The sequence below is a fragment of the Bordetella sp. N genome, assembly GCF_001433395.1.
Taxonomy (GTDB): domain Bacteria; phylum Pseudomonadota; class Gammaproteobacteria; order Burkholderiales; family Burkholderiaceae_B; genus Bordetella_C.
Window position 1 is genome coordinate 4,596,775 of sequence record NZ_CP013111.1, and the last position, 23,028, is coordinate 4,619,802.

Below are 23,028 nucleotides of genomic sequence, written 5' to 3' on the forward strand. Positions count from 1 at the left end.
CGAGGGCGCCTCAGGTGCGGATCGCGAACGGGTCGCGCACCTCGTTGGAATAATCGATCATCACGTTGCGCGTGGTCAGGTACTCGCGCAGGCCTGCTTCGCCACGCTCGCGCCCGATGCCGGATTCCTTGAAGCCGCCGAACGGCGCACCCGCCGCCAGCGCCCGATAGGTATTGACCCATACCGACCCGGCCTGCAGGGAACGCGACACGCGCATGGCACGCGCCAGGTCGCGGGTCCACAGGCCCGCGGCCAGGCCGTAGCGGCTGTCGTTGGCCAACCGTATCGCCTCTTCCTCGGTATCGAAAGGGATGATGGCCAACACGGGTCCGAAGATTTCCTCCTGGGCCAGATGACTGGCGTTATCCACGTCGGAGAATATCGTCGGCTGGATGAAATAGCCGTCGCCCAGCCCCGCGCCGGTCGCGCGGCCGCCCCCCGTGACCAGGCGCGCGCCGGCTTCCTTGGCGCTGTCGATCGCGGCGAGGATGCGGCGGAACTGCGGTTCGTTGGCCACCGTGCCCATTTCCGTGGCGGGGTCCAGGGGATCGCCCATGCGGATGCGCGGTGCGCGCTCGGCCAGGCGGCTGACCACTTCGTCCAGCACCTTGCGCTGCACCAGCAGGCGTGAACCCGCCACGCAGGTCTGTCCGGTGGCGCCGAAGATGCCCGCCAGGGCGCCCACCACCGCGCGGTCCAGATCCGCGTCGTCGAAGATGATGTTGGGCGACTTGCCGCCCAGTTCCAGCTTGACCGGCACCAGCCGGCGTCCGGCCATGGCGGCGATCTCGCGGCCCACGCCGGGGCTGCCGGTGAAGCTCACCAGCGCCACGCCGGGGTCTTCCACCAGCGCGCGACCCGTATCCGCGCCGCCGGTGACGACGTTGAACACGCCTGCCGGAAAGCCGGCTTCCTCCACCAGCGCGGCGAACTCCAGCGTTGACGCTGACGCGTGCTCGGAGGGTTTGACCACCACGCAATTGCCCGCAGCCAGTGCCGGCGCCAGCTTGTTGGCCAGCAGGGCCAGCGGTGAATTCCATGCCGTGATCAGGGCGGCCACGCCATAGGGTTCCAGGGTCAGGTAGTCCATGACGTCGGGTTGGTCGACCGGCACCTGTTGCCCGAACAGCTTGTCCGCGTAGCCGGCGAAATAGCGCAGCTGCCGCCCCACCCAGAGCATTTGCGGCCGGGTTTCGCGCACGATCTTGCCGTTGTCGGTGCTCTCGATGCGCGACATGCGCTCGGCATCTTTCTCGATCAGGCCCGCCAGCTTCAACATCAAGGCGGCGCGCTTGATGCCGGGGGTGTGGCGCCACTCGCGCTCGAAGACGCGGTTGGCGGCGGCAACCGCGGCGGCCACGTCCTCGGCGCCGGCGTCGGGAATCTCGGCCCACACGGCGCCGGTATAGGGATTGGTGCTTTGCAGGCGGCGGCCGCTGGTGGCGGGCACGCGCGCGCCGTCTATGTATAGGTCGTACTTCTGTATCACGCTTGTCTCCTGCCTGGCTTTTCTCATGCCGTCTTGAGCGGCAAAAAGCAGTGTAGGAGTGCGGATCAGGCGCGTCTAATACCGTTTCCCACGTTCAGTTATAGGGAAACGGCGAAGCAAGATTCCAGCCCTGCCCGGCGGGTCACCCGCTGTTTCGCAGGGCCGCGGCAATGCCGTTGATGCTGATGTGGATGGCGGTCTGGATGCGCTCATCCGTCTCGCCCGCCCGCCAACGCCGCAACAACTCGACCTGGATGTGATGCAAAGGATCGATATAGGGAAAGCGGTGCCGCATCGAGCGCGCCAGCCCCGGGTTGCCCGCCAACCTGTCGTCGCTACCCGTGATGCCGGCCAGGGCGGCGACTGTGCGATGCCATTCAGCCGCGATCGCGTCGAACACCGTCTTGGCCAGGGCCCGGTCTTCCACCAAGGTCGCGTACTTGCGCGCCAGGTTCATGTCGCTCTTGGCCAGCACCATGTCGATGTTGGCGACCAGGGTGCGGAAGAAGGGCCACTGCTGGTGCATCTCGCGCAGCAGCTGCCAGGCGGCCTCCGCGCCATCCGGATGATTCGCGACGTAGCGGTCCACCGCGCTGCCCAGGCCGAACCAGCCGGGCAAGGTCAGGCGGCTCTGGCCCCAGCCGAAGCCCCAGGGAATGGCGCGCAGGTCTTCCAGCTTGCGGCCGGGCTTGCGCGAAGCCGGCCGCGATCCGATATTCAACTCGGCGATCTCACGCACCGGCGTGGCGTCGTAGAAATAGTGCGCGAAGTCAGGGATGCCGTAGACCACGTCGCGATAGGCCGCCATGCCCGCGTCGGACAGGTCCTGGGCGGCGGCCAGGTATTCGTCCCGCGCCGGATGGGCGTCCGGCAGCAAGGTCGCTTCCAGGGTCGCGGCCACCAGGGTTTCCAGATTGCGCCGGGCGATTTCTGGATTGGCGTACTTGGAAGCGATCACCTCGCCCTGCTCGGTCAGGCGGATCTGCGCGTTCACCGTGCCAGGCGGCTGCGCCAGGATGGCTTCGTAGCTGGGGCCGCCGCCGCGTCCCACCGCGCCGCCGCGGCCATGGAACATGCGCAGGCGCAACGGCGTGCCGTTCTGGGTCGACAGCTCGGCGAACAGACGCGCCAGGGCCACCTCGGCCACGTACAGCTCCCAATGGCTGGTAAGGATGCCGCCGTCCTTGTTGCTGTCGGAGTATCCCAGCATCACATCCTGCTCGGCGCCCGAACGCAGCACCATGGCCGCGATGCCCGGCAGCGCGTAGTACTCGCGCATGATGTCCGGCGCGCGCCGCAGGTCGCCTATGGTCTCGAACAGCGGCACGACGATCACCGGCGTGCGCGCCTGCGCGGGCCATGCGCCCGTCAGAATGCCCGCCTCCTTCAACAGCACCAGCACTTCCAGCAGATCGCTGACGTCTTCCGTGTGGCTGATGATGTAGTGCCGCAGCGCCTGCGCGCCATGCGTCGCGACGACCTCGCGCGCCGCCGCGTAGATGTCCAGCTCGACGCGCGTACGTTCGGCGTAGTCATGGCCGGGGATGGTCAAGGGACGCGGATCGGCCAAGGTGCGCAGCAGCAGCGCGCGGCGCGCGGGCTCATCCAGGGTGGTGTAGTCGTCGGCCAGGCCCGCCGCGTTCAGCAACTCGGCGATGACGGACTCGTGCTGGTCGGAACTCTGGCGCATGTCCAGCGTCGCAAGGTGAAAACCGAATACCTCGACCTTGCGTATCAGGCTTCTCAGGCGGCCGGCCGCCAGGGTGGCGCCATGGTTTTCCTTGAGCGAGGCTTGCACGACGCGCAAGTCGGCCAGGAACTCATCCACCGTTGCGTACGCCGGACGGCTGACGCTTTCATGCGGATAGATGTTTTCATTGGCCGACAAGGTGCGTAGCCGTGCCGCCAGACGGGCATAGACCACGGTCAATGCGCGCCGGTAGGGCTCATCGGCGCGCCGCTCGCTGTCGTCGCCGGACGACTGGGCCAGCTCGTGCAAGGCCGCGCTGACGCCAACGCGCCGCTCCGACAACGAAAGCTCCGCGCCCAGCGCGTGGACCTCCGCCAGATAATGGCGCAAGGCAACGCGGGATTGCCTTTGCAAGGCATAGCGCAAGGAGGTGGCCGTGACATTGGGATTGCCGTCGCGGTCGCCGCCTATCCATTGGCCCATGCGGAAAAACACCGGCAGGCGCGGCACATCCAGGCAGTCTTCCAGGGTTTCGTACAGCGTCGGCACTTCGGTCAGGAACGTCGACTCGTAGTAGCTCAGGGCATTGTCGATCTCGTCCTGCACCGTCAGCTTGGCATTGCGTATCATGCGCGTCTGCCAGAGTTGGGTGACGCGCGCCCGGATGGCGTCTTCGGTTTCGCGCCGCCAGGCGGGCAGGCGCGCGTCGCCATCGTGGCGCGCCTCGACCTGGCGCAGCTGTTCCCAACGTCCCAAGTGGCCCGCGATGGCCTTTTCCGCGTCCAGGATGCTCTTGCGCTGCACCTCGGTGGGGTGGGCGGTGAGGACCGGCGAGATATAGGCCCGCTCCAGGGTCGCCACGATGTCGGTCTGGTTCACCCCCGCGGCTTGCAGGCGATCCAGCGCGCCCGCCACGCTGCCACGGGATTGCTCGCCGCGCTGCTCATGGGCTTCGCGCCGCCGCAGGAAATGCCGGTCCTCGGCCAGGTTGGCCAGGTGGCTGAAGTAGGTGAAGGCCCGCACCACCGTCACGGCCTGGTCGCCTGACAGGCCATGCAGCAGGTTCTCCAGCTGGCCTTCGGGGGCATCGGCCTGCCCGCGCCGGTCGGCCACGGCCAACTGGCGGATATGCTCGATCAGGGCATAGGCCTCCTCGCCTTCCTGCTCGCGTATCACCTCGCCCAATATCTGCCCCAACAGGCGGATATCCTCCAGCAAGGGTTTCTCTTTATCGCTTTCTGCCTGCAGATTTTTCATGAGACTGGGTCCGAAGCTCAGCCCCGCGGCCCGGGGACGGATGCGAGAAAGGACCACTATACCGAATTGTGGCCCACTGAGATTCCCCGTTACTGGTTCATCCAGGTAGACCGGGAGACTCTAGAATCGCTCGACCTTCTCCCCACCTTACGCATATGACCATGGCCACCCGCAACAACGAATACGGACAACCCATAGGCCCCGCGCTGCCGGACTGGTCGGCCCGCCCCGACCCGGCTGCCGTCACGCTGCAAGGCCGGCATTGCCGCCTTGAACCCCTCGATGCGCAGCGCCATGCCGCTGATCTCCACGCGGCGTATCAGGTCGCGCCCGATGGCCGTGACTGGACGTATTTGTCTCTGGAGCGGCCCGCCACGCTGGAAGAATTCCAACGCTATGCCGAGAATGCTGCCCGCAGCAGCGATCCGCGCCACTATGCGGTGATCGACCTGCGCACGAACCAGGCGGTCGGCACCCTGGCGCTGATGCGCATCACGCCCGCGGTGGGCGTGATTGAAGTCGGCCATGTCACCTTCTCGCCGCTGCTCAAGCGCACGCCTATCTCCACCGAGGCGCAATTCCTGCTCATGGCCTATGCCTTCGATCAGCTCGGTTATCGGCGCTATGAATGGAAGTGCGACAGCCTTAACGGGCCCTCACGCGCGGCCGCCGAGCGCCTGGGGTTCAGCTTCGAAGGCGTGTTCCGGCAACTGGTCGTCTATAAGGGCCGCTCGCGCGACACCGCGTGGTACGCCATCATTGACACCGAATGGCCCGTCTTGAAACAGGCCTTCGAGACCTGGCTCGCGCCCGCGAACCAGGACGAGCAGGGGCGGCAGAAGAAATCCCTGGCCGCGATTCGCGCGGAGATCAAGGGCTGATCCACGGGCGTCATATCTAGGCGTCCGGTGGCGCCTTGTCGCGCTTGTCGCGCCTGGCCAGCGAGGCCACGAAAGGATGTGCCTGGAAGTGATCCAGCAGCTTTTTCTTTTGCTGGCTGGTGATTCCCGCGGCGGCGATCATGGCGGGCCAGGTTCGGTATGCCTTGCGCACGCAATCCGAGATGACTTTGGCCGCGGGCTTCTCCGGGATGCCCAAGGCGCCGCAGAACACACGGACCAGGGCTGGCGAAAGCTGCTGCTTCGTTTGCATTTTCGCGAGCGGTCGTCCACCTGCAACTGTCGTGTTCGCGGTACCTTGGGCATCGCGTCGGCGCGGCAGCAGGTCGGGCGCGACGATCATCAGCCCGTGGCCGATGTTGCGGTTGAATGCCGCGTACGCAACGATGTCATACGCCGGCGGGAACTGCGGGGTCTTGCCGTCCGGGTAGCGCAGGCCGACGTTTTTCAGATGCATGTCCGGATTGCCGAGCATCTCGTTGACCACCAGGCGGCGCAGCAGCTCATGCACCGCCGCCTCCCCCAACGAGTCGAAGGTGTACAAGACCGCCGCGATATCGAGGTACGTCAGGGGGCCCGTCGCGGGCCGGCCGCCGCCGTACTTGTCTTCGGGCATCTGTCCCAGTATCTGCGCGAAGTCTTCGCAATGGATACGGCCGCCGCCCGGCATGCGGTCGTAGCGGACGACCGCCAGGAAGTTGGTCCGGCCATCGGCATCGCCCAGGTCGTAACCGTGTTGCACGGCCAGCTTTTCCAGAGGCTCGAGGTAGGTCTCGCAGACAGTGACGCCGGCCGCGGCGGCCAGTTGCAGCGACAGATGCTCCAGCTCCGGCAGCATGGGCTGCCCTACGACCGGCAGCTTGGCGATGATGTGGGTATCCGCATCCTTGGTGCGGCCGACGTAGCGGTCACCGTCCTTGATCACCGCCACCTTGGGCTGCACCCCGGAAAGCGACACGCCGTCATCCATGGGCGCTTCGGTGACCGACATCTCCAGCGCATCCTGGTTCTGCGTGATGTACCGCGTCATCTCGTCTTGCGACAGCGCGACGGGAAACGCATACACGTTGCCCGGCAGGTCCTTGCCGCAGGCCGCCAGCATTTCAAAGTTATCGGTCGGCGCGCATTCCCGCAGCGCCGCGACATGATCTCGAAACACGCCTTCGGGCAGAAGGTTCTGGAAAAAGGCCGGCAGCAGCCAGCCGTTCTTGTTCGAGTAGCGGCCGTTGAACGGCGTGGCCGTAATGTCACGCCAGAAGGCGGCCTGCTGCTCGGGATTGTCCGACAGGTATGCGGCCGAGATGACGGGGGGATTACGCAGGGCGATGAAGGCATCGTCCGCGACAAATCGGGTGATGACTTGCGCGTCCGCCCGCCCCGGCTCTTGATATTGAAAGAGCACGCCGATACGCAGCTTGCCGATCGCAAGACCCAGGGCCTTGATGTTCATGGTTCAGTCCTGCCCTTCAAAGCGTCGATGCGCTCCAGGGCGCCGGCGACGCGCGAACGGACAGCGGGTGGCGTGACGGGGCCGGCCGCCACCGCCGGCGCGGCATCCTTGGGCGCCAATACCAGCTCCAGCCCCAGGCGGTCAGCAAGGGCGAAGAGCGTGCTCAATTTGAAGTCCTCGGTTCCGCTCAGCACTTTGGTCAAGGTCCGCTGCGAAACCCCCGCCTCGTCCTTGAGCAGCGCTTGGGTCACCCCGCGGCGCTTGATGGCCGCCCGCAACGCCTCTGCCACTTCTTCGTAGGTTTTCATAGCACTATAGTAGTGTAATTGCTATTTACACTACTATAGTAATACAAATCCCAGTTAATCCGCACTACTACAGTGCCATAAAATCCATTTCCACTACTATAGTTCCACACCCACGGAGATTAGGCTATCCCACTCGTATCCAGAGCGCGGAGGCATCGTCGCTGGGCTTGAAGCGGGGGTAGCGCAGGCAGCCGTCATCCTCTTCTTCGATGCGGCGCAGTTCTTCCGCGAGGGGCACCAGGCCGTGCTCCTGTATCCGCGCGACGAGCCTGGCGGCATCGTAGCGGTGATAGGTATCGATCAGGGCGGCGTAGCCGTCGCTCAGCAGGAACAGGTCGTCGCCCGGCGTTAACTTCGCGCGTGCATAGTGCGTGTGCGCCTTGATCTGTTCGGCGTCGATGCCCAGCGCCACATTGGCGCGGTCGCGAGAAGCGCGGCGGTCCGCGAGAACCTCTGGCGAACTTACGCCGCTCGCGCCCGCGCCCGGGCCCAGAGCGGCGGCCTCGGCCTGTTCGATGTGGCGGTCGGGTTCGGGGGTCAGAAAGGCGACGCCCTGGGCGCTGCGATGCAGGATCACGCAGTCGGCGATGCAGGCGCAGCCCAGACCGTCTTCGTCGATGGCGATCGCGGCAAACGCCGCCCGGGGCACTTCCCAGCGGGCAACCGGATCGCGACGCCGCTCCCGCTCGTAGGCGGCGGCCACCTGGTCGAAGACAGCGGCGCAGATATTTTCGATAGTCCCGCCCGCGCCGGTAAATGCCTTGTGCGCCGTAGCGGCCAGCCAGGCCGCGCCGCCTTGCGGCCCCATCAGTCCCGGCGGCCCCAGGTCCGTCGCACCGTCGATGACCCATGCGTGCCGCTCCCCGCAACCGATACGGTCGTCATTGGGAACGCTGGTTTTACCCGCGATGCTCAGGGATTGAATCAGATCGAAATGCATGGCTCGGGGTCCATCGATAGGTAATGGCCAAGGCATATGGCGGTCACCAGATCATAGTCGCCGGAGCAGTGGCTGAAAAAACGTGGTCATTGGAAAGATCGATGGCGACTATTCCGCCGCAGAGGCAGTGATCCCGCCACGGGGGGGTTATTTAGTCCTATTTTTCGATGAGTTCGATGGTGTGCGGCCGATACGCCTCACGATGCTGCATGCGATCCGATCGGCCTGTCTGCGGGTCCGGCAGGATCTGCATCCTCTATCCATGAACCCATTGATCGCGAGGTTAATCGCCGTGAACACGCAAGTCACAGAAGCTGTGCCCAACCCAGGCAAACCACCCAAGAAAATCCGCATATCCGTCCGCCTTTCCCTCGATGTCGTGGAAGGCTTCCGCGCCACCGGCCACGGCTGGCAGGCGCGCGTGAATCAGGTGTTAAAGGATTGGCTTCAGGCCCGTAGCGCCATGCAGCAGGAGCGCGACATGAACAAGACCTGAAGGCGAATCCCCTACTCGGCAGTCAGCAACCCCGAGGCGACCAGGCCCTGATACGTCGCGGTCTGGCGCGCCAGGAACTGCTCGAACTCCGCGCCGTTCATCTTGACCGGCACGCCACCGATGTCTTCTATGCGTTTGCGTATCGCCGGATCCGCCAGCGCGGCGTCGCTCGCCTGGACAAGGCGCGCGACGACGCCGGCAGGAACGTCGCGCGGCGCCATGGTCGCCGTGAACGGCGCGATATCCACCTCGGGCTGCTTGAGTTCCGTCATGGTCGCGACATCAGGCAAGGATGAAACGCGCTGCGGGAAGACCACGGCCAGGGCGCGCAATTGTCCCCCCTTGATCAACTGCAGCGCCGAAGGCAGGTCCGTTGCCACTACATCCAACTGACCGCCAAGCAGATCCTGCACCGCCGGCCCCGCGCCCTTATACGCCGCGATGATGAACTTTTCGGACAGCGCCTTCTGCAATTGCAGGATGTTCACATGCCCCGCCGTCCCATTGCCAGGATGACCGAACTTCAGGGCGCCGGGATGAGACTTCGCATACGCCACCAGGTCCGCATAGGTCTTCCATTGTGAATCGGGCTTGGTCACGATCACCCCGGGAACCTGGGTCAGCAGCGCCACCGGCTTCATGTCCTTCAAGCTGTAGCTGGCCGTCTTGCCCGCCAACTGCCAACTCGCCACGATGGGCGCCGTGGTGCCTATCATGATGGTGTAGCCGTCCGGCGTGGCCCGCACCATTTGCGTAGCGCCGATCATGCCGCCGGCGCCGCCTTTGTTTTCCACGATGAACGACTGATTCAATTGCTTGCCGTAAGCCTCGGCAAAGATGCGGGCGCTGCTGTCGGCATTGCCCCCAGGTACGAAGGGCACGATGACCCTGACGGCGTGGTTGGGATAGTCGGCCTTCTGTGCCCAGGTCAGGAGAGGATGCGCGAGCAAGGTGGCGGCGATGGCGACCGCGAACACGCCGCGGCGTTGAGCGGGGAATTTCATTGTCTGTCTCCGGATTAATCTGTTTTTTGGTAGATCGAAGTTGAAGCAAAAACGGGGAAACACTACGGCGTAGCGGCTATCAAATGTTCCTCACATAGATCATCAAGACTGCGGACGCCCAGCAGAGCCATATCGCGGTGTATTTCGTCGCGCAGCAGCGTGATCGCATGGGCCACGCCTTGCTCGCCGCCAACGGCTGCGGCATAGGCCATGGGACGGCCAACGAAAACATGGTCAGCGCCCTGCGCCAGCGCCTTGAGGACATCCGTGCCACGACGGATGCCGCTGTCCAGCATCAAGGCCATCCGGCCCTTCGCCTTCACTGCGTCAGGCAGCACAAGCAAAGGAGGCGCCGTGCCGTCCAGCTGCCGGCCACCGTGGTTGGACAGGATCACGCCGTCGGCGCCGGCCTGTTCCGCCCGCATGACATCGCTCGAGGAAATGATCCCTTTGACCACCAGCTTGCCGGACCATTGCCGGCGTATGAGCGCAAGATGCTCCCAGCTCAGGTGATCGCGCAGGCCGAACTGCCGCACGACATTGCTGGAGATGATGGGCACGCCGCGACCGGATCCCGCATTCTCGAAATGCGGCATGCCGTGTTTGACCAAGGTGCGGCCCAAAGTGCCCAGCAACCAACGAGGACGCAGCACGCCGTCCCAGGCCAGGCGCAGACTCGGCCGCAGGGGGGTGGAAAAACCGACGCGCACATTGTTTTCGCGGTTGGCCAAGGTGGCGGTATCGACCGTCACGACCAGAGTCTGGAATCCGGCTTGCCGCACGCGCTCCAGCAGGCTTTCGATGTGTGCGGGCTCACCCGGAATATAGGCCTGGAACCAGGCGCAGGTCGGCGCCGCCTGCGCCACCCGCTCCATGCGCGTCAGCGACGCGCCGCTCAAGATGTAAGGGATTCCGGCGGCCTCCGCGGCCCGCGCTATGGCGACGTCGCCATCGAACGCGAACATGGCGCAAAGCCCCATGGGCGCGATGCCGAACGGTGCGCGATAGCGCTGACCCAGCAGTTCCCGGCCCTGTTCACGCGTGGAGACGTCCACCAGGACGTTGGTCCGGAACAGCCATCGACGAAAGGCCGCCACATTGGCCTGCAAAGTGACGTTGTCCTCCACCCCGCCCTGCAGATAGCCGAAGATCGGCCGCGGCAAGACCCGCCGGGCCGCGGGTTCGAGGTCGGCAAGGCAAAGAATGCCGCGCAGTGCGGAAGGCAGGTGCTTGCGGGCATTCGGCGCCGGACCAAGCTGCTGCCGCGGTGGAGTGGTCGTCATGGAATTCCGTGAGAGTCCGCATGAATGCAGAAGGGCTCACATTGGAAAACACGACCTCGCCAATCGGCAATGCGTTACGCCCTGCGTAACGTCAGGGGTGCCACGTCGCCCGCAGGGCGGTGGCAGGAACGCCTCCCAGCGCCACGCCCAGTTGCTTGGCGGCGGCGACCGTGGCGGGTGCCAGCTTGCGCAGGACAGCCGGTGTCAGCCGTTCAACCGGACCGGATGTGCTGATCGCCCCCAGCACCGTACCTTGCCCGCCCCGTACCGCGGCCGCGACGGCGGCGGCGCCAGTGGAGCGTTCAGCGCGCGCCCAATGGAAACCCTGGCGCCTGATTTCTTCGTACAGATCGCCTGGTTCACCCAGCGCGGCAAGGATGGTGCGGCCTGGCGCGCCCAGCTCCAGGGGCAGGAGCTCGCCCGAGCGAGGGTGATCGGGACGCGCATTGGGGCCGTCGCATCGCATCAGGCAGCTGCGCAGGTTGCCCTCGTGCACGTAGAACGAGGCGCTCTCGCCTGTCTTGATCGAGAGCTGACGCAGCACGGGCTCGATCACCGCGCCGATGTCGAACTGGGCCTGGTAACGCGAGCCTATCCACCCGGCCGCGGGCCCGAGGCGCCACGCCCCGTCCTCACGCTGGACCATGAAGCGCGATAGCGCCAAGGTGCGTGCCAGCCTCAACGCGGTGGGTTTGTGCATGCCCGTGCGGCGGGCCAGTTCCGTCAGCGACAGAAAGACCTCGTCGCCGCCGTCAAATGCCTTGAGCAAAGACATCGCGCGAACGACGGAATGGACGTGCTCCTGCCCGGGTGTCGGCGGAATGTCCGCGGGTCCCTTCAGAGGGGACCGCGCGGTGGGTAGCGCTGGAGCTTTGCTGACACGGGATGTCGCCATGGCTGTTTACGTGCGGGAAGTCGATCGCTGAATATTGATCATTGATGCCGCCATGTTACGCCTGCCGTAACGCATTGCCTTTCCGCGGGCCTATGGTCATCATTCCTACCCTCAGAAAAAACAGATTTGGAGACTTGGCGATGAGCACCCTGGCGAACCTGGGCAGGCGCCGCCTGCTCGGCGCGATGGCAATCCTTCCCTTTGCCGCTGCCGCGCAGGAGCGTTACCCGAGCAGGCCGATCCGCTTGATCATTCCTTTCGCCGTGGGCGGTGCGACGGATGTCCTGGGCCGCGAGCTGGCGCAGGCCCTGGGCGCCAACCTGGGCCAGTCCTTCGTCGCCGAGAACATGGGCGGCGGCGCTGGCGTGCCGGCCCTCAACACCGTGGCGCGTTCCTCCCCGGATGGCTATACGGTGCTGTTTTGCGCGTCCGGCAACATTACTTCGCAGCCCCTGCTAAGCAAGCACCGCGTCGACATCCTGACCGAGGTGGCGCCCGTTGCCATGGTCGATTCGGCGCCGCACGTGCTGGTGGTGAGCGCCAAGACGCCGATCAAATCGGTGGAGGAACTCATCGCTTATGCCAAGGCCAACCCCGGCGCGCTGAACTTCGCGTCCGCGGGTGTCGGCGGGCTTGCGTACCTGGGCACTGAACTGTTCGCGCACAAGGCGGGCATCCAGGTGACGCACATCCCGTACAAAGGCGCCGGTCAGGTGATGACGGATCTGGCCGCCGGCCGGGTCCAGGCCATTTTCGGGACCATGCCGTCGTTCACCGCGATGATCAAGAGCGGTTCGATCCGGCCGCTGGGGATAACCGCGCCCAGCAATGCCAGCCCGATGAAGGGCCTGCCGCAGATTTCCCAGACCGTGCCTGGCTTCACCTACAGTTCATGGAACGCCATCTTCGCGCCGGCGCGTACGCCTGCCAGCGTCATCGACAGGTTGTATGACGCCTTGGAGCAGGTGCTGCGCGATCCCGCGTTGGCGCAGCGTTTCGACGTCCAGGGCGTGGACCTGATGCTGAAACGTCCTGATGTGTTGCGTGAGATCGTGCGTCAGGAAACGGCGGTATGGGATCGCGTCATCAAGGACGCGAATATTGAATTGAACTGACGCGGAGGGATGGGAATGGCGTCGGGATATGTCATCGATCAGGCCTCGTGGCGTGGCCAGTCGATGTTGGCCTCAGTGGGGCGGCGTCTTGTCAGCTACGGTCTGGATGCCACGGGATTGATCGAGCGTGACACGCTGGAGATGCCCCTGGATGTCCAGTATGCCTGCTTCCATCCGCGCAGGCCCATCGCCTACGTCGCGTGCAGCAACGGCGGCGTCGCAAGCGTGGGAGATCGTCACTGCCTGGTTCAGGTGGCGCTGGACGACGTCGGCATGCGCGTGTTGGCGGAACCCGTCGCGCTCCCGTATCGGCCGCTACACCTGGCCCTGAGCGCGGTCGGAGATCGCCTGGCGCTGGCCTACAACCGTCCGGCAGCCGTGACCATCCACGACCTGGATACTCTCGGCTTCGTGAGGGGACAGAAATGCCTGGCGGAGGGCGCTGATCTGGTCGGTTGGTTTCCCCATCAGGTGCTGCCGATGCCCTCCGGCGCCGACTGGCTGCTGACGTGCCGTGGCGATGACGCCCGTTTCGCCAGCAAGGAGAACCCTGGCGCTTTGCGGGTGCTGCGCGAAGACGGACCATCGATGGCAGGCGTGCGTGCCGTCGCGCCGAATGGCGGCTTTGGTTTCGGTCCGCGGAACTGCGCTTTCCATCCGAACAGGCCTATCCTTTACGCGGTGTTGGAGCGGCAAAATCGTCTGGTGGGATTCCGGTGCAGTGGCGGCGTCATCGACTCCGCGCCTTGTTGGTCAGTCGATCTTTTGAAGAATCCCAAGACGGTGCGCTCGCCGCAATTGGGCGGCGCAATCGTGCTTCATCCTGCCGGTCGCTACGCGTATGTCATCAACCGCGCCCATCCAGTGCCCGCGGCACCGGGCCAGCCTGTCCCCTGCGGCGAGAACAGCATCGTGGTCTTCGAGCTGGATGACGCGACGGGTGAACCTCGGCGACTGCAACGGGTGGAACTGGATGGCCTGCATGCGCGCTGCGTTGCCTTGTCAGAAGACGGCAGCGTCCTGGTCGCTGCGTTAAGACAGGCCGGCCGCCGCGTGGACGACGACGGCCGCATCGTGGCTCATGCCGCTGGCTTGCACAGCTTCCATGTGGCCGGCTCTGGCCATTTGGCGCTGATGCGTCAGGACGTGGTCGACGTGGGCACGGAGCAGTTGTTCTGGGCCGACTTCGTGCCGGCCTATCGCCCCACGGTGTGCCGCCCCGCCCAATGACGCGCGATATCGATACGCCGGCATATCCACACGCGGTCGTGCCGCTGCACGTGATCCAGAAAGCGCTGCAAAGCGACAAAACGTCCCGGTCGCCCTAAAAGCCGGCAGTGCATGCCTATGGACATCATGCGCGGCGTCTCGGCGCCCTCGGCATACAGCACGTCAAAGCTGTCGCGCAGATATTCATAGAAATGCGTCGCGGTGTTGAACCCCTGGGGCGTGGCAAAACGCATGTCGTTGGTGTCCAGGGTGTACGGCACCACCAGATGGGGCGACACCGTGCCATCCTGCCGCGCCACCTGCGTCCAGAACGGCAGGTCATCGCCGTAATAATCGCTGTCGTACTCGTAGCCGCCATGCTCGACCAGCAGGCGCCGGGTGTTAGGGCTGTCGCGGCCGGTGTACCAGCCCAGCGGCCACGCGCCGCCGGTCAGCTGGCGCACGCATTCCGTGGCCGACCGCATATGCTCGCGCTCGGTGGCCTCGTCAACATTCTGATAATGCAGCCAACGCCAGCCATGAGACGCGATCTCATGGCCCAGTTCAACGCACGCGCGCGCGACGTCAGGGTTACGCTGCAAAGCCAGCGCAACGCCGAAAATCGTCAGCGGCAGGCCTCGCCTCTCGAACTCGCGCAGGATACGCCATACACCGACGCGAGAACCGTACTCGTAGATGGACTCCATGCTCATGTGACGAGCAGGATAACCCTCGGCACCGACGATTTCCGAAAGAAAGCGCTCGGACAGGGCGTCGCCATCCAGGACCGAGCTTTCGGCGCCCTCTTCGTAATTGAGGACGAACTGCACGGCGATGCGCGCACCGCCAGGCCAGTCAGCCTGCGGGGGTTTGGCCCCATGGCCGATGAAATCGCGCGGGTAAGTATCCGTCATGGTCTTGACTCCTGATTCCCCAGTTCGCGTGCGACCTCAAGCCCGCACAAGACGCTATCCAGAACCTTGATGCCCTTGCGGCCAACGAGTCCCGCCGGCGCCAATCCCCCCAATCCCGCGCCACCGACGATAACCACGTCGGCGTCATCTTCATCCGCGCAAAGATGCGCCAGGCGTGTAATCTCCGCGCGCATGCATAGCGGGTCGCCGGCAATGGCGGGATCCTGCGGTTCGAAGGTACGCACGCTGACCAGCGCTCCATCCACGGCTTGCGTCCGCATGGCGGCGGCGAACATGTCGGGCAGCAGGCGGCGCCACCCCGCCCCGCCCGTGACCACTGCCCAGCGCCGGCCCGAGCGCGCGGCCAGCCGCAAGGACGCACCCAGCAGGCTGACAGCGGGCCGTCTCGCCAACGCCCGCAAGCCCGCCGTATCCAAGTCGGCGAAGCAACCCAGCAACACCACATCGAAGGGGCTTTCCATGGCCATGACGTCGTGCAGGCGCGCCCGCGCGGCCTGCGCGCCGACCGCCATGGCATCAACATCACCGATATAGGCCAGCCCGGTCGCGGCGGTCTCGACGCGTAGCTGCTCGCCCGGCGCCAGACCGGACGACAGCACCTTACGCAAACGGCCGCTGACCGCCTCCGACGTGTTGGGATTGAGGACGAGCAGATGCATCAGCCGCGCCGGAATTCGCGGTTGAAGCGGTCGATCAACTCACGGCGCTGCGCCGCGATAGGCGCCCAGTTCATACTGCGCGATTTCAGCAATTCGTCCAGGTTGGGCGCAACCTGCGCCAGCATCCCGGAGAATGCGACATCGCGATTGCTCGGCACGTTGTAGTAAGGCTCCTTCGCCAACTGCGCCTGCACCGAGGCGTCAACCTGGGTGTTGATATAGGCGGCCGCCTGCGCCTTGTTCTTCGAGCCTTTGACCAGGTGCGCGATATTGCTGACGATGCCCCAGCCCTCCTTCGGCTTGGCAATGGCGATGTCCACGCCACGCGCGCGCAAGGGTTCGACGACGCTCAGGAATCCGACCGCGATGTCGGCTTGCCCCTGCTGGAACAGCGGCCCCACCGCGCCGGGATTCGGCGGAATGGTGGCCAGGTTGGGCTTGAGTTTTTCCAGCGCCTTCCACGCCGGTTCCAGGTCCGTTTCACTGCCGCCGTGCATCTTCGCCAGCGCCACCATCCACGTTGCGCCTATGGTGGTGTCCGGACCGTTGATCAGCACGCGCCCCTTGAATTCGGGGCGCCACAGGTCTTCCCATGACGTCGGCGGCGTCTTCACGGTGCGCGGGTTGTACGCGATGCCGAATACCTGCAGCGCCACCATGGCGCCGTAGCCGTCCTTGCCAACCAGGCCCGGCGGCAATTTGGCCAGATTGGGCATCTGCGCGACGGGCAAAGGCTCCAGCAGGTCCTGGGCGCGGGCCGTGATCTCGGCGGGCTCATCGATCAGGATGACATCGTAAGGCGGGGCGTTCTTGGACGCCGCGACGCGCGCCAGCGCGTCCACCGCCAGCACAGGACTGATGGTGACCTCCCCCTTGGTCGCTTTGGCAAAGGCCGGCACGATAACGCTACGCGCGGCTTGTTCCCAAGTGCCGGGAAACGTCTGCACGACGATGCGGGCGTCGGATTGCGCGCGCGCCAGATTCGGCAGCGCGCTGCTGAGTGCCAGACCGGAGAAACCGGCCATCAGGTGGCGGCGGGACAGGTTGATGTCGTTCATGAAGCGTTTCCTTGCAGAGAGAGGGACTGACGCCAAGAGATGCGCACTAGCTGTTAGCGCGCGGGAAAGTGTTCCTGCCAGTAGCGGGCCAAATCGATGCGACGCGGCGTCCAGACCGCGTCGCCGTAGCTATCCAGCAAATCGAGGATGCGTTTCACCGCGGCGAAACGCCCGGGACGGCCGATGATGCGCAGGTGCAGGCCGATATTCAGCAGCTTGGGGACGCCGCGGCGGCCTTCCTCCAACAGCACCTCCATGGCGTCCTTGACATAGGCGACCATGTCATCCGCGCGCACGAAGCCATTGGGATGGAAGAACTTCATGTCGTTGCTGTCGAAAGCGTAGGGGATGACCAACAGCGGGCGGTCGCCGGCGGCGCCGTCCCAGTAAGGCAGGTCGTCATCCAACCCGTTGCTGGTGTAGAGAAAACCTTCCTCGCGCAACAGCTCGCGAGTCCAGGGGCTCTCGCTGCCGCGGCAGAAAAACCCGGCGGGCGCGGCGCCGGTGACGTCACGCAACACCGCCACGCAGCGGCGCAAGTCGGCCCGTTCGGTTTCGCGGTCGTCGTAGTCCGCATGCGGCCGCCAACGCCAGCCATGGCAGGCCGCTTCGTGTCCAGCCTGGACGATCCTGCGGGCGATGTCCGGCGACCGCTCCACGGCGCGGCCGCACATATAAAACGTGGCGTGGCGTTGGTGTTGTTCCAGGGCATCCAGGATGCGCCACACACCGGCGCGCATGCCATACGCGAATTGCTGCTCGGTGCCCTGGTCCCAGCGGCCCGCCGGCACGACACTATGGATCTCGGCGACCCGCTCGGCAGCCGCGTCGCCGTCGGCGATGGCCCATTCGGCGCCTTCCTCGAAGTTCACGGCCAGCGCCACCGCCAAGGCGGCGCCGTTGGGAAAGCGGGCCCGTGGCGGATGACCGCCGTAGCCATGCAGATCGCGAGGTAGCGCGCGCTCGTTCATATTTGTTCCAGGTAGCGGAGGAGCAGGACGGGCGCCGGTGTGGGATAGCGAAAAGTGGCGACCGTATTGCGTTCCAAGGTTGTATGCAATCCATATGCCAATTTCGTATCGGGTATACCCGGACGCAGAATGGCCCCGTTCCTACTCGTCTGCTCTATATAGAGGGGCGCCGATCCGCGGTCCGGTCGTGCGTATGCCTGCTCAAAAACAGTGCACACCAAAGTCTCATATGTGCACATTTTCGTGAACACTGTGCACGATTTTGGACGCGAATCGCTGCGTCCGACAGCGCCACGCAGGGCAGAGGCAGGCGCAAAAAATGGCATGGATATTGCATGACCCAGGACACCTGCTTCTCACCCGTCATCTGAAAGGACGCCCCCGCATGGTGACCGACCGCGCCTTCCTTACCCTCGACGACATTCAAGTCCGCTACGGCGACGCCGTCGCTGTCGACCATATCGATCTGGCAATCAACGCGGGCGAATTCGTCGCCTTGCTCGGCCCCAGCGGCTGCGGCAAGACCACCCTGCTGCGGGTGATCGCCGGCTTCGTGCGCGCCAACGGCGGCGCGGTGCGCCTGGATGGCGTGGACATCTCCACCTTGACACCCGAAGCGCGGCGCATCGGCATGGTGTTCCAGAACTACGCCCTGTTCCCTCACATGACGGTGGCCGACAACATCGCCTACGGTCTGCGCTCCCATCGCGCGCCCAAGGACAGCATCGCACCCAAGGTGCAGGAGATGCTGGATGTCGTACGCATGGACGGCTATGGCAAGCGCTTACCGCGGCAGCTGTCCGGCGGCCAGCAGCAGCGGGTCGCGTTGGCGCGGGCGTTGGCCATCTCGCCGCGCCTGCTGCTGCTGGACGAACCATTGGGCGCGCTGGACAAGAATCTGCGCGAGGAAATGCAGCACGAGTTGCTGCGCATCCAGCGCGAGTTGGGCATCACGACCATCATGGTCACGCACGACCAGGAAGAAGCCATGAGCATGGCCGACCGTATCGCCGTGCTGAATGCCGGCCAGGTGATGCAGTTCGGCACAGCCAGCGAAATCTATGATGCGCCCAGCACGCCTTTCGTCAGCGGCTTCGTCGGCAATTCGACATTCCTGGACGGCGTGCTGGGCAAGACCGATGGCGAGCATTGGACATTGCGCACGTCCGGCGGCGTGGAGCTGCGCTTCCTGTCAGCGGGCCCGTGCCGGCGCACGGGCGCGGCGCGCATCGCCCTGCGCCCGGAACAGATCGAGCTATGCGACGACGGCGCCGCCGCGGTGGTGCGCTACGCCAGGCCCATGGGCCCCAGCACACGCGTTGGCGTCACGCTGGATGATGGCACCGAACTACAGCTTGCCGCGCCCCGCGAGCGCGGCGCGGATCACTTGCCGGCGGGTGCGCGCGTGCAAGTGCGCATCAATCCCCAGGCCTTCTGCCCGGTGTTTCTGCCATGAGCACTGCCGCCATGCCCGTGCCCCTCTCCGCCATGACGCGCAAATCGCGGCTGGACACAAACGTCTTGCTGGTACTTCCGCTGCTGCTGTATTTCCTCATCTTCGTCCTGGCGCCGCAGATCGTCCTGCTGGTGATGAGCGTGCACGGCCAGGACGGCGCGTTGACGGCAGCGAACTTCGCGCGCGCGCTGTCCGATCCGATGACCTACGGCGTGTTGTTCGGCACCTTGCGGCTGGGCGCCTATGCCACCGTGGCCACAATCGTGGCGGGTTTTCCTTACGCGCTGGCCATGGTGACCGTGGGCCCGCGGCTGCGTTCGATCATGTTGTTGCTCGTCATCCTGCCGCTATTGGTCAGCGCGATCGTGCGCACCTTCGGCTGGCTGGTGACTTTGGGCAATCAGGGGCCCATCAATACGCTGCTGCAGTGGCTGGGCTGGATCGATCATCCCGTCCGCATTCTCTTTACCGAATCCGCGGTGGTAATCGGCCTGACGCAGATCGAACTGCCCATGATGGTCCTGGCCCTGTACACCGTGCTGTCGCGCGTGGACGGCAGCCTCGCGCTGGCTTCTCGTTCACTGGGCGCCGGGCATTGGCGCACCTTCGTGCAGGTGCTGCTGCCTTTGAGCGTCCCGGGGCTGATCGGCGGCGCGGCGCTGGTATTCGCATCCGCCGTGGGGGCGTTCGTCTCGCAGACCATCCTTGGGGGCGGCGGCCTGTTGTACATGCCCATGTACATCTATCAGCAGTCCATCCTGTCGCAGGACTGGGGATTCGCGGCCGCGCTGGCCGTCATCCTGATGATTACGGTGAGCGCCATCATCTTCGCGGGCACGGTACTGGCCCGGCGATCGCAGGGGTACATCCATGGCTGAATTCACGATAGGCGTCCGCATCCGGCGCCGCGTCGACGCGGCGACCTGGCGGCTGGCCGCGTTCGCCACGCTGGCGTTGGCGGTCATCCTGCTGCTGGTGCCGACCTTCATCGCGCTGGCGGCGTCCTTCAATGGCGGCGAGTCCCTGCGCTTTCCTCCGCGCGACCTGTCCTGGCGCTGGTACGAAGCGCTGTGGAGCGCGTCTGACGATATCTGGGATGCTTTCGCCATCAGCTTGCGCGTGTCCGCATTGGCGACCCTGGGAGCCGGCCTGATGGCGACGCTGGCCGCCTTGTACCTGTCCAGACAGCGCAACGCGTGGGCGCGCGCGTTGGAAACGTTCTTCCAGTCGCCCATGATGCTGCCCGGCATCAGCCTGGGATTGGCGATGCTGGTGTGGCTGCAGACCATAGGCGTGCCGCTGTCGTATTGGAGCCTGGTCATCGGCCATATGGCGATCTCCACGCCTTACATCATCCGTACCGCCTTGATCGGCTTTGCGCAGATCGACCCGAGTCTGCTGGAGGCGTCGCGCAGTCTGGGCGCGGACAACACGCGGACCTTTGTCCGGATCACCCTGCCGCTGGCCCTGCCGGCCGTGCTCGCGGGAAGTTTCATCGCCTTCATGTTTTCCTTCGATAACGTGCCGATATCCCTGTTCCTGTCGGACGCCCGTAGTGAAGTACTGCCGATCCGGCTGTGGAACCTGATAGAGAACCTGCTGGACGTACGGGCCGCCGCGGTCGCCGGCGTCCTCATCATCTTCACCATTGTTTTCGCGCTCGTCATGGAACGGGTGCTGGGAGTGTCTCGCTATGTCCGTTGAGTCAATGGCTGCCGCGCTGTGTGCGGATCTCCACGCCGAAACCGCGCTGGCTGCGGAATTGTTCGACACCTTGCGCAGCAATTCGCGCAGCGCCCTGGGCGTGACCCGGGCGTCGTACGGCGACGGCGAACAGATGGCCCATGACCTGATGCGTGCCCTGGGCCGGCGCCTGGAACTGGAGGAACGGATCGACGCGGCCGGCAACCTCTACCTGACCTTGCCCGGATCGGAGCGCGATCTGCCAACCATCATGACGGGATCGCATCTGGATTCCGTGCCGGATGGCGGCAATTACGATGGCGCCGCCGGCGTCGTCGCCGGCATGGCCATGCTGGCCCGTTGGCGGCGGACAGGTCGTGTGCCCCGCCACGACATCACGGTGATGGGTGTCCGCGCGGAGGAGCTTTCGTGGTTTCCGGCGCCCTACATCGGCAGCCGTGCGGCCTGGGGCTTGCTGGAAGCGGAGGCCCTGGACCAATGCGTACGGCCCGACACCGGCCACACGCTGGCACAGCATATGGCGCAAGCCGGTTTCGAGCCTGAGCGCATACGCCGACGCGAGCCTCAGTTGCGTGCCGCGGACATCGAATGCTTTCTTGAGCTGCACATCGAGCAGGGACCCTTGCTGGTGCAGGAGAAGACGCCCGTGGGCGTGGTGACCGGCATCCGGGGAAATCTGCGCTACAAGCATTGCCATGTGATTGGCCGCTATGGCCACGCTGGCGCGGAGCCTAGACGCTCCCGGCAGGACGCCGTATTGGCGGCTGCCGAGTTTCTCAATCGGCTGGAAGCCATGTGGATGGAGTACGAGTCGCGCGGGCTGGACCTGGTCTGCACCGTGGGCCAGTGCCACACGGACTCGAAGGTGCATACGATGACGAAGATCCCTGGCGAACTCTGGTTCACCATGGACATTCGCAGCCAGGACAATGACCTGCTCATGCAGGTGGATCGGACCTTGCGGGAAATGGCCGAGGAAATCGGCACTCGGCGGGGCGTACGGATCGATCTGGGTGCCTACACCAACGCCTTGCCTGGCCCGATCGCGCCTGTCCATCGCGAGCGCCTGGTCCGGCTGGCTGGCGAGCTTGGTATCAAGCACCTACAGATGGCCAGTGGTGCGGGCCATGATTCCGCGGTATTCGGCATCAGCGGGGTTCCTACCGCGATGATCTTTGTGCGCAACGAGCATGGCAGTCATAATCCCGACGAGGCCATGGAAATCGCGGACTTCGCCGAGGGCCTGAAACTGTTGGTGGCCGCTGTTGAGGATATCGATGTCAATCACTGAAGGAGCCAAGTCCGGGACCAGTGACGCCGACGAGGCCGTCTACAACCTGATCCGGCGCGCCATTTTTTCCGGCTTGCTGCGGCCGGGGCTGAAGCTGCAGGAGCCTCCCATTGCACGAGTGCTGAATGTCAGCCGCGAGCGGGTGCGCAAGGCGCTGCAGCGCTTGACCCATGAGAAGTGGCTGGATGCGGTGCCCAATCGCGGCACGTTCATTCCAGTTCCCACCGTGGAGGAGCTGCATGCGATCTATGACGCGCGCAAGATCCTGGAACTGGGCGTGACGCGGCAGGTTGCCCAACGGCGGCGGGTGTTGGCGGTGAATCGCCTGGCCGAGCATGTCGCGCGCGAGCGGGACGCGGCTCAGCGGGATGACCGGGGCCTGGCGTTCCGGTTGTCCGCGGAGTTTCATTTCCTGCTGGTGGAGCTTACCGGCAATCCTTATCTCGTCGACATGCATCGGGGCTTGATGCAGCGGTCTTCCCTGCATTTTTCCCTGTTCGCCCCCGCCTCGCTGCACGAGTGCACGTCGCATAACTGCGCGGGTCCGCATGAACATGAGGGCATCATGCAGGCCATCCTCGACGGCAACGGCGCGCGCGCTGAAAAGCTGATGACCCATCACCTGGATGAACTGGAAACCCTGCTCGCGCTGCGGCGGCAGAAGTTCGACTTCCTTGAGATCGATGAAGCGTTTGCGCGGTTGGCGCAGCAGGATGAAGAGCGCGAAGCGCACACCCTGGCGGCTTCGTAGTGGGCTTCGTAGTGGGCTTCGTATTGGCCCTCGTGCTGGCGGCAGTGCGCCGTTCGAATTGACTGACATTAACGCGAAACGGCCCCAGGTGGTAGAACCTGGGGCCGTGACTTACATGAGCTTTCGAGTAGCGATCACGCGACGTTGCGATGCGTGATCAAGCGATCC

At 64.9% G+C, this 23,028-nt stretch carries 21 protein-coding genes; 9 read left to right on the top strand and 12 right to left on the bottom strand.

The genetic code is table 11. The features are described 5' to 3' along the window. Window positions 1-10 precede the first annotated feature (10 nt). Together ASB57_RS19760 and ppc are read right to left on the bottom strand one after the other, a co-directional pair. Entirely contained in the window at window positions 11-1,486 is a 1,476-nt protein-coding gene (locus tag ASB57_RS19760) for an aldehyde dehydrogenase (protein WP_197425163.1), read from the bottom strand. A gap of 145 nt (window positions 1,487-1,631) precedes the next feature. Next, entirely contained in the window at window positions 1,632-4,436 is a 2,805-nt protein-coding gene (gene ppc / locus ASB57_RS19765) for a phosphoenolpyruvate carboxylase (RefSeq protein ID WP_057653764.1), read from the bottom strand. Between the two features lie 161 nt (window positions 4,437-4,597). Between ppc and ASB57_RS19770 the strand changes: the two genes are divergently transcribed. Then, window positions 4,598-5,317 carry a GNAT family N-acetyltransferase gene (locus ASB57_RS19770; protein ID WP_057656289.1) on the top strand — a complete coding sequence of 240 codons (720 nt, stop codon included), beginning with the start codon at window positions 4,598-4,600 and terminating at the stop codon, window positions 5,315-5,317. A gap of 16 nt (window positions 5,318-5,333) precedes the next feature. Here ASB57_RS19770 and ASB57_RS19775 read toward each other — a convergent pair whose 3' ends face one another. The 3 genes from ASB57_RS19775 to ASB57_RS19785 all read right to left on the bottom strand — a co-directional run bounded on the left by ASB57_RS19775 (window position 5,334) and on the right by ASB57_RS19785 (window position 8,033). Beyond that, on the bottom strand, window positions 5,334-6,785 hold the full coding sequence (locus tag ASB57_RS19775) for a type II toxin-antitoxin system HipA family toxin (protein ID WP_057653765.1): 1,452 nt from the start codon (window positions 6,783-6,785) through the stop codon (window positions 5,334-5,336). After that, entirely contained in the window at window positions 6,782-7,093 is a 312-nt protein-coding gene (locus ASB57_RS19780) for a helix-turn-helix domain-containing protein (RefSeq protein WP_057653766.1), read from the bottom strand. Before ASB57_RS19780 ends, ASB57_RS19775 begins: the two co-directional genes overlap by 4 nt. 124 nt (window positions 7,094-7,217) lie before the next feature. After that, on the bottom strand, window positions 7,218-8,033 hold the full coding sequence (locus ASB57_RS19785; RefSeq protein ID WP_057653767.1) for a protein phosphatase 2C domain-containing protein: 816 nt from the start codon (window positions 8,031-8,033) through the stop codon (window positions 7,218-7,220). Window positions 8,034-8,115: 82 nt separating this feature from the next. On the opposite strand from ASB57_RS19785, the gene ASB57_RS19790 reads away from it, so the two are divergent. Then, complete coding sequence (locus ASB57_RS19790) at window positions 8,116-8,529, top strand: BrnA antitoxin family protein (protein ID WP_231755199.1); 414 nt, start codon at window positions 8,116-8,118, stop codon at window positions 8,527-8,529. Between the two features lie 11 nt (window positions 8,530-8,540). On the opposite strand, the gene ASB57_RS19795 is transcribed toward ASB57_RS19790, so the two are convergent. From ASB57_RS19795 to ASB57_RS19805, 3 genes are all read right to left on the bottom strand, one after another. Continuing rightward, window positions 8,541-9,533 carry a tripartite tricarboxylate transporter substrate binding protein gene (locus tag ASB57_RS19795; RefSeq protein ID WP_057653768.1) on the bottom strand — a complete coding sequence of 331 codons (993 nt, stop codon included), beginning with the start codon at window positions 9,531-9,533 and terminating at the stop codon, window positions 8,541-8,543. Window positions 9,534-9,595: 62 nt separating this feature from the next. Further along, entirely contained in the window at window positions 9,596-10,816 is a 1,221-nt protein-coding gene (locus tag ASB57_RS19800) for an alpha-hydroxy acid oxidase (protein WP_057653769.1), read from the bottom strand. 91 nt (window positions 10,817-10,907) lie between these two features. Further along, the gene (locus tag ASB57_RS19805) at window positions 10,908-11,711 is read right to left on the bottom strand and encodes a helix-turn-helix domain-containing protein (protein ID WP_082621725.1); all 804 of its coding nucleotides are present in this window, start codon (window positions 11,709-11,711) and stop codon (window positions 10,908-10,910) included. 140 nt (window positions 11,712-11,851) lie between these two features. On the opposite strand from ASB57_RS19805, the gene ASB57_RS19810 reads away from it, so the two are divergent. Beyond that, a complete protein-coding gene (locus ASB57_RS19810) occupies window positions 11,852-12,826 on the top strand; it encodes a tripartite tricarboxylate transporter substrate binding protein (RefSeq protein WP_057653770.1) in 975 nt (324 codons plus the stop codon). Window positions 12,827-12,841: 15 nt separating this feature from the next. Next, window positions 12,842-14,056: a beta-propeller fold lactonase family protein gene (locus ASB57_RS19815; RefSeq protein WP_057653771.1), complete on the top strand. Its 1,215-nt coding sequence runs from the start codon at window positions 12,842-12,844 to the stop codon at window positions 14,054-14,056. On the opposite strand, the gene puuE is transcribed toward ASB57_RS19815, so the two are convergent. Genes puuE through ASB57_RS19835 form a run of 4 tightly spaced genes read right to left on the bottom strand, consistent with a single transcriptional unit; the run spans window position 14,023 to window position 17,658 of the window. Further along, window positions 14,023-14,949 carry an allantoinase PuuE gene (gene puuE, locus ASB57_RS19820; RefSeq protein WP_057653772.1) on the bottom strand — a complete coding sequence of 309 codons (927 nt, stop codon included), beginning with the start codon at window positions 14,947-14,949 and terminating at the stop codon, window positions 14,023-14,025. The genes ASB57_RS19815 and puuE overlap by 34 nt on opposite strands. Next, window positions 14,946-15,629 (bottom strand): aspartate/glutamate racemase family protein, encoded by a 684-nt coding sequence (locus ASB57_RS19825; protein ID WP_057653773.1) that lies wholly within the window; start codon window positions 15,627-15,629, stop codon window positions 14,946-14,948. Before ASB57_RS19825 ends, puuE begins: the two co-directional genes overlap by 4 nt. Further along, window positions 15,629-16,687 (bottom strand): ABC transporter substrate-binding protein, encoded by a 1,059-nt coding sequence (locus ASB57_RS19830; protein ID WP_057653774.1) that lies wholly within the window; start codon window positions 16,685-16,687, stop codon window positions 15,629-15,631. Before ASB57_RS19830 ends, ASB57_RS19825 begins: the two co-directional genes overlap by 1 nt. Window positions 16,688-16,740: 53 nt before the next feature. Continuing rightward, window positions 16,741-17,658, bottom strand: coding sequence for a polysaccharide deacetylase family protein (locus ASB57_RS19835; RefSeq protein ID WP_057653775.1), 918 nt, complete (start codon window positions 17,656-17,658; stop codon window positions 16,741-16,743). Window positions 17,659-18,043: 385 nt separating this feature from the next. Here ASB57_RS19835 and ASB57_RS19840 point away from each other — a divergent pair, with 385 nt between their 5' ends. The 5 genes from ASB57_RS19840 to ASB57_RS19860 are packed head-to-tail and all read left to right on the top strand — an operon-like array spanning window position 18,044 to window position 22,860. Continuing rightward, window positions 18,044-19,114: an ABC transporter ATP-binding protein gene (locus ASB57_RS19840; protein WP_057653776.1), complete on the top strand. Its 1,071-nt coding sequence runs from the start codon at window positions 18,044-18,046 to the stop codon at window positions 19,112-19,114. Next, window positions 19,111-19,992 (top strand): ABC transporter permease, encoded by an 882-nt coding sequence (locus tag ASB57_RS19845; RefSeq protein ID WP_082621727.1) that lies wholly within the window; start codon window positions 19,111-19,113, stop codon window positions 19,990-19,992. The genes ASB57_RS19840 and ASB57_RS19845 overlap by 4 nt, the downstream gene beginning before the upstream one ends. Next, window positions 19,985-20,818: an ABC transporter permease gene (locus ASB57_RS19850; protein ID WP_057653777.1), complete on the top strand. Its 834-nt coding sequence runs from the start codon at window positions 19,985-19,987 to the stop codon at window positions 20,816-20,818. Before ASB57_RS19845 ends, ASB57_RS19850 begins: the two co-directional genes overlap by 8 nt. Beyond that, the gene (locus tag ASB57_RS19855; RefSeq protein WP_231755201.1) at window positions 20,808-22,109 is read left to right on the top strand and encodes a Zn-dependent hydrolase; all 1,302 of its coding nucleotides are present in this window, start codon (window positions 20,808-20,810) and stop codon (window positions 22,107-22,109) included. The genes ASB57_RS19850 and ASB57_RS19855 overlap by 11 nt, the downstream gene beginning before the upstream one ends. Continuing rightward, window positions 22,096-22,860: a GntR family transcriptional regulator gene (locus ASB57_RS19860; protein ID WP_057653779.1), complete on the top strand. Its 765-nt coding sequence runs from the start codon at window positions 22,096-22,098 to the stop codon at window positions 22,858-22,860. Before ASB57_RS19855 ends, ASB57_RS19860 begins: the two co-directional genes overlap by 14 nt. Window positions 22,861-23,028 lie beyond the last annotated feature (168 nt).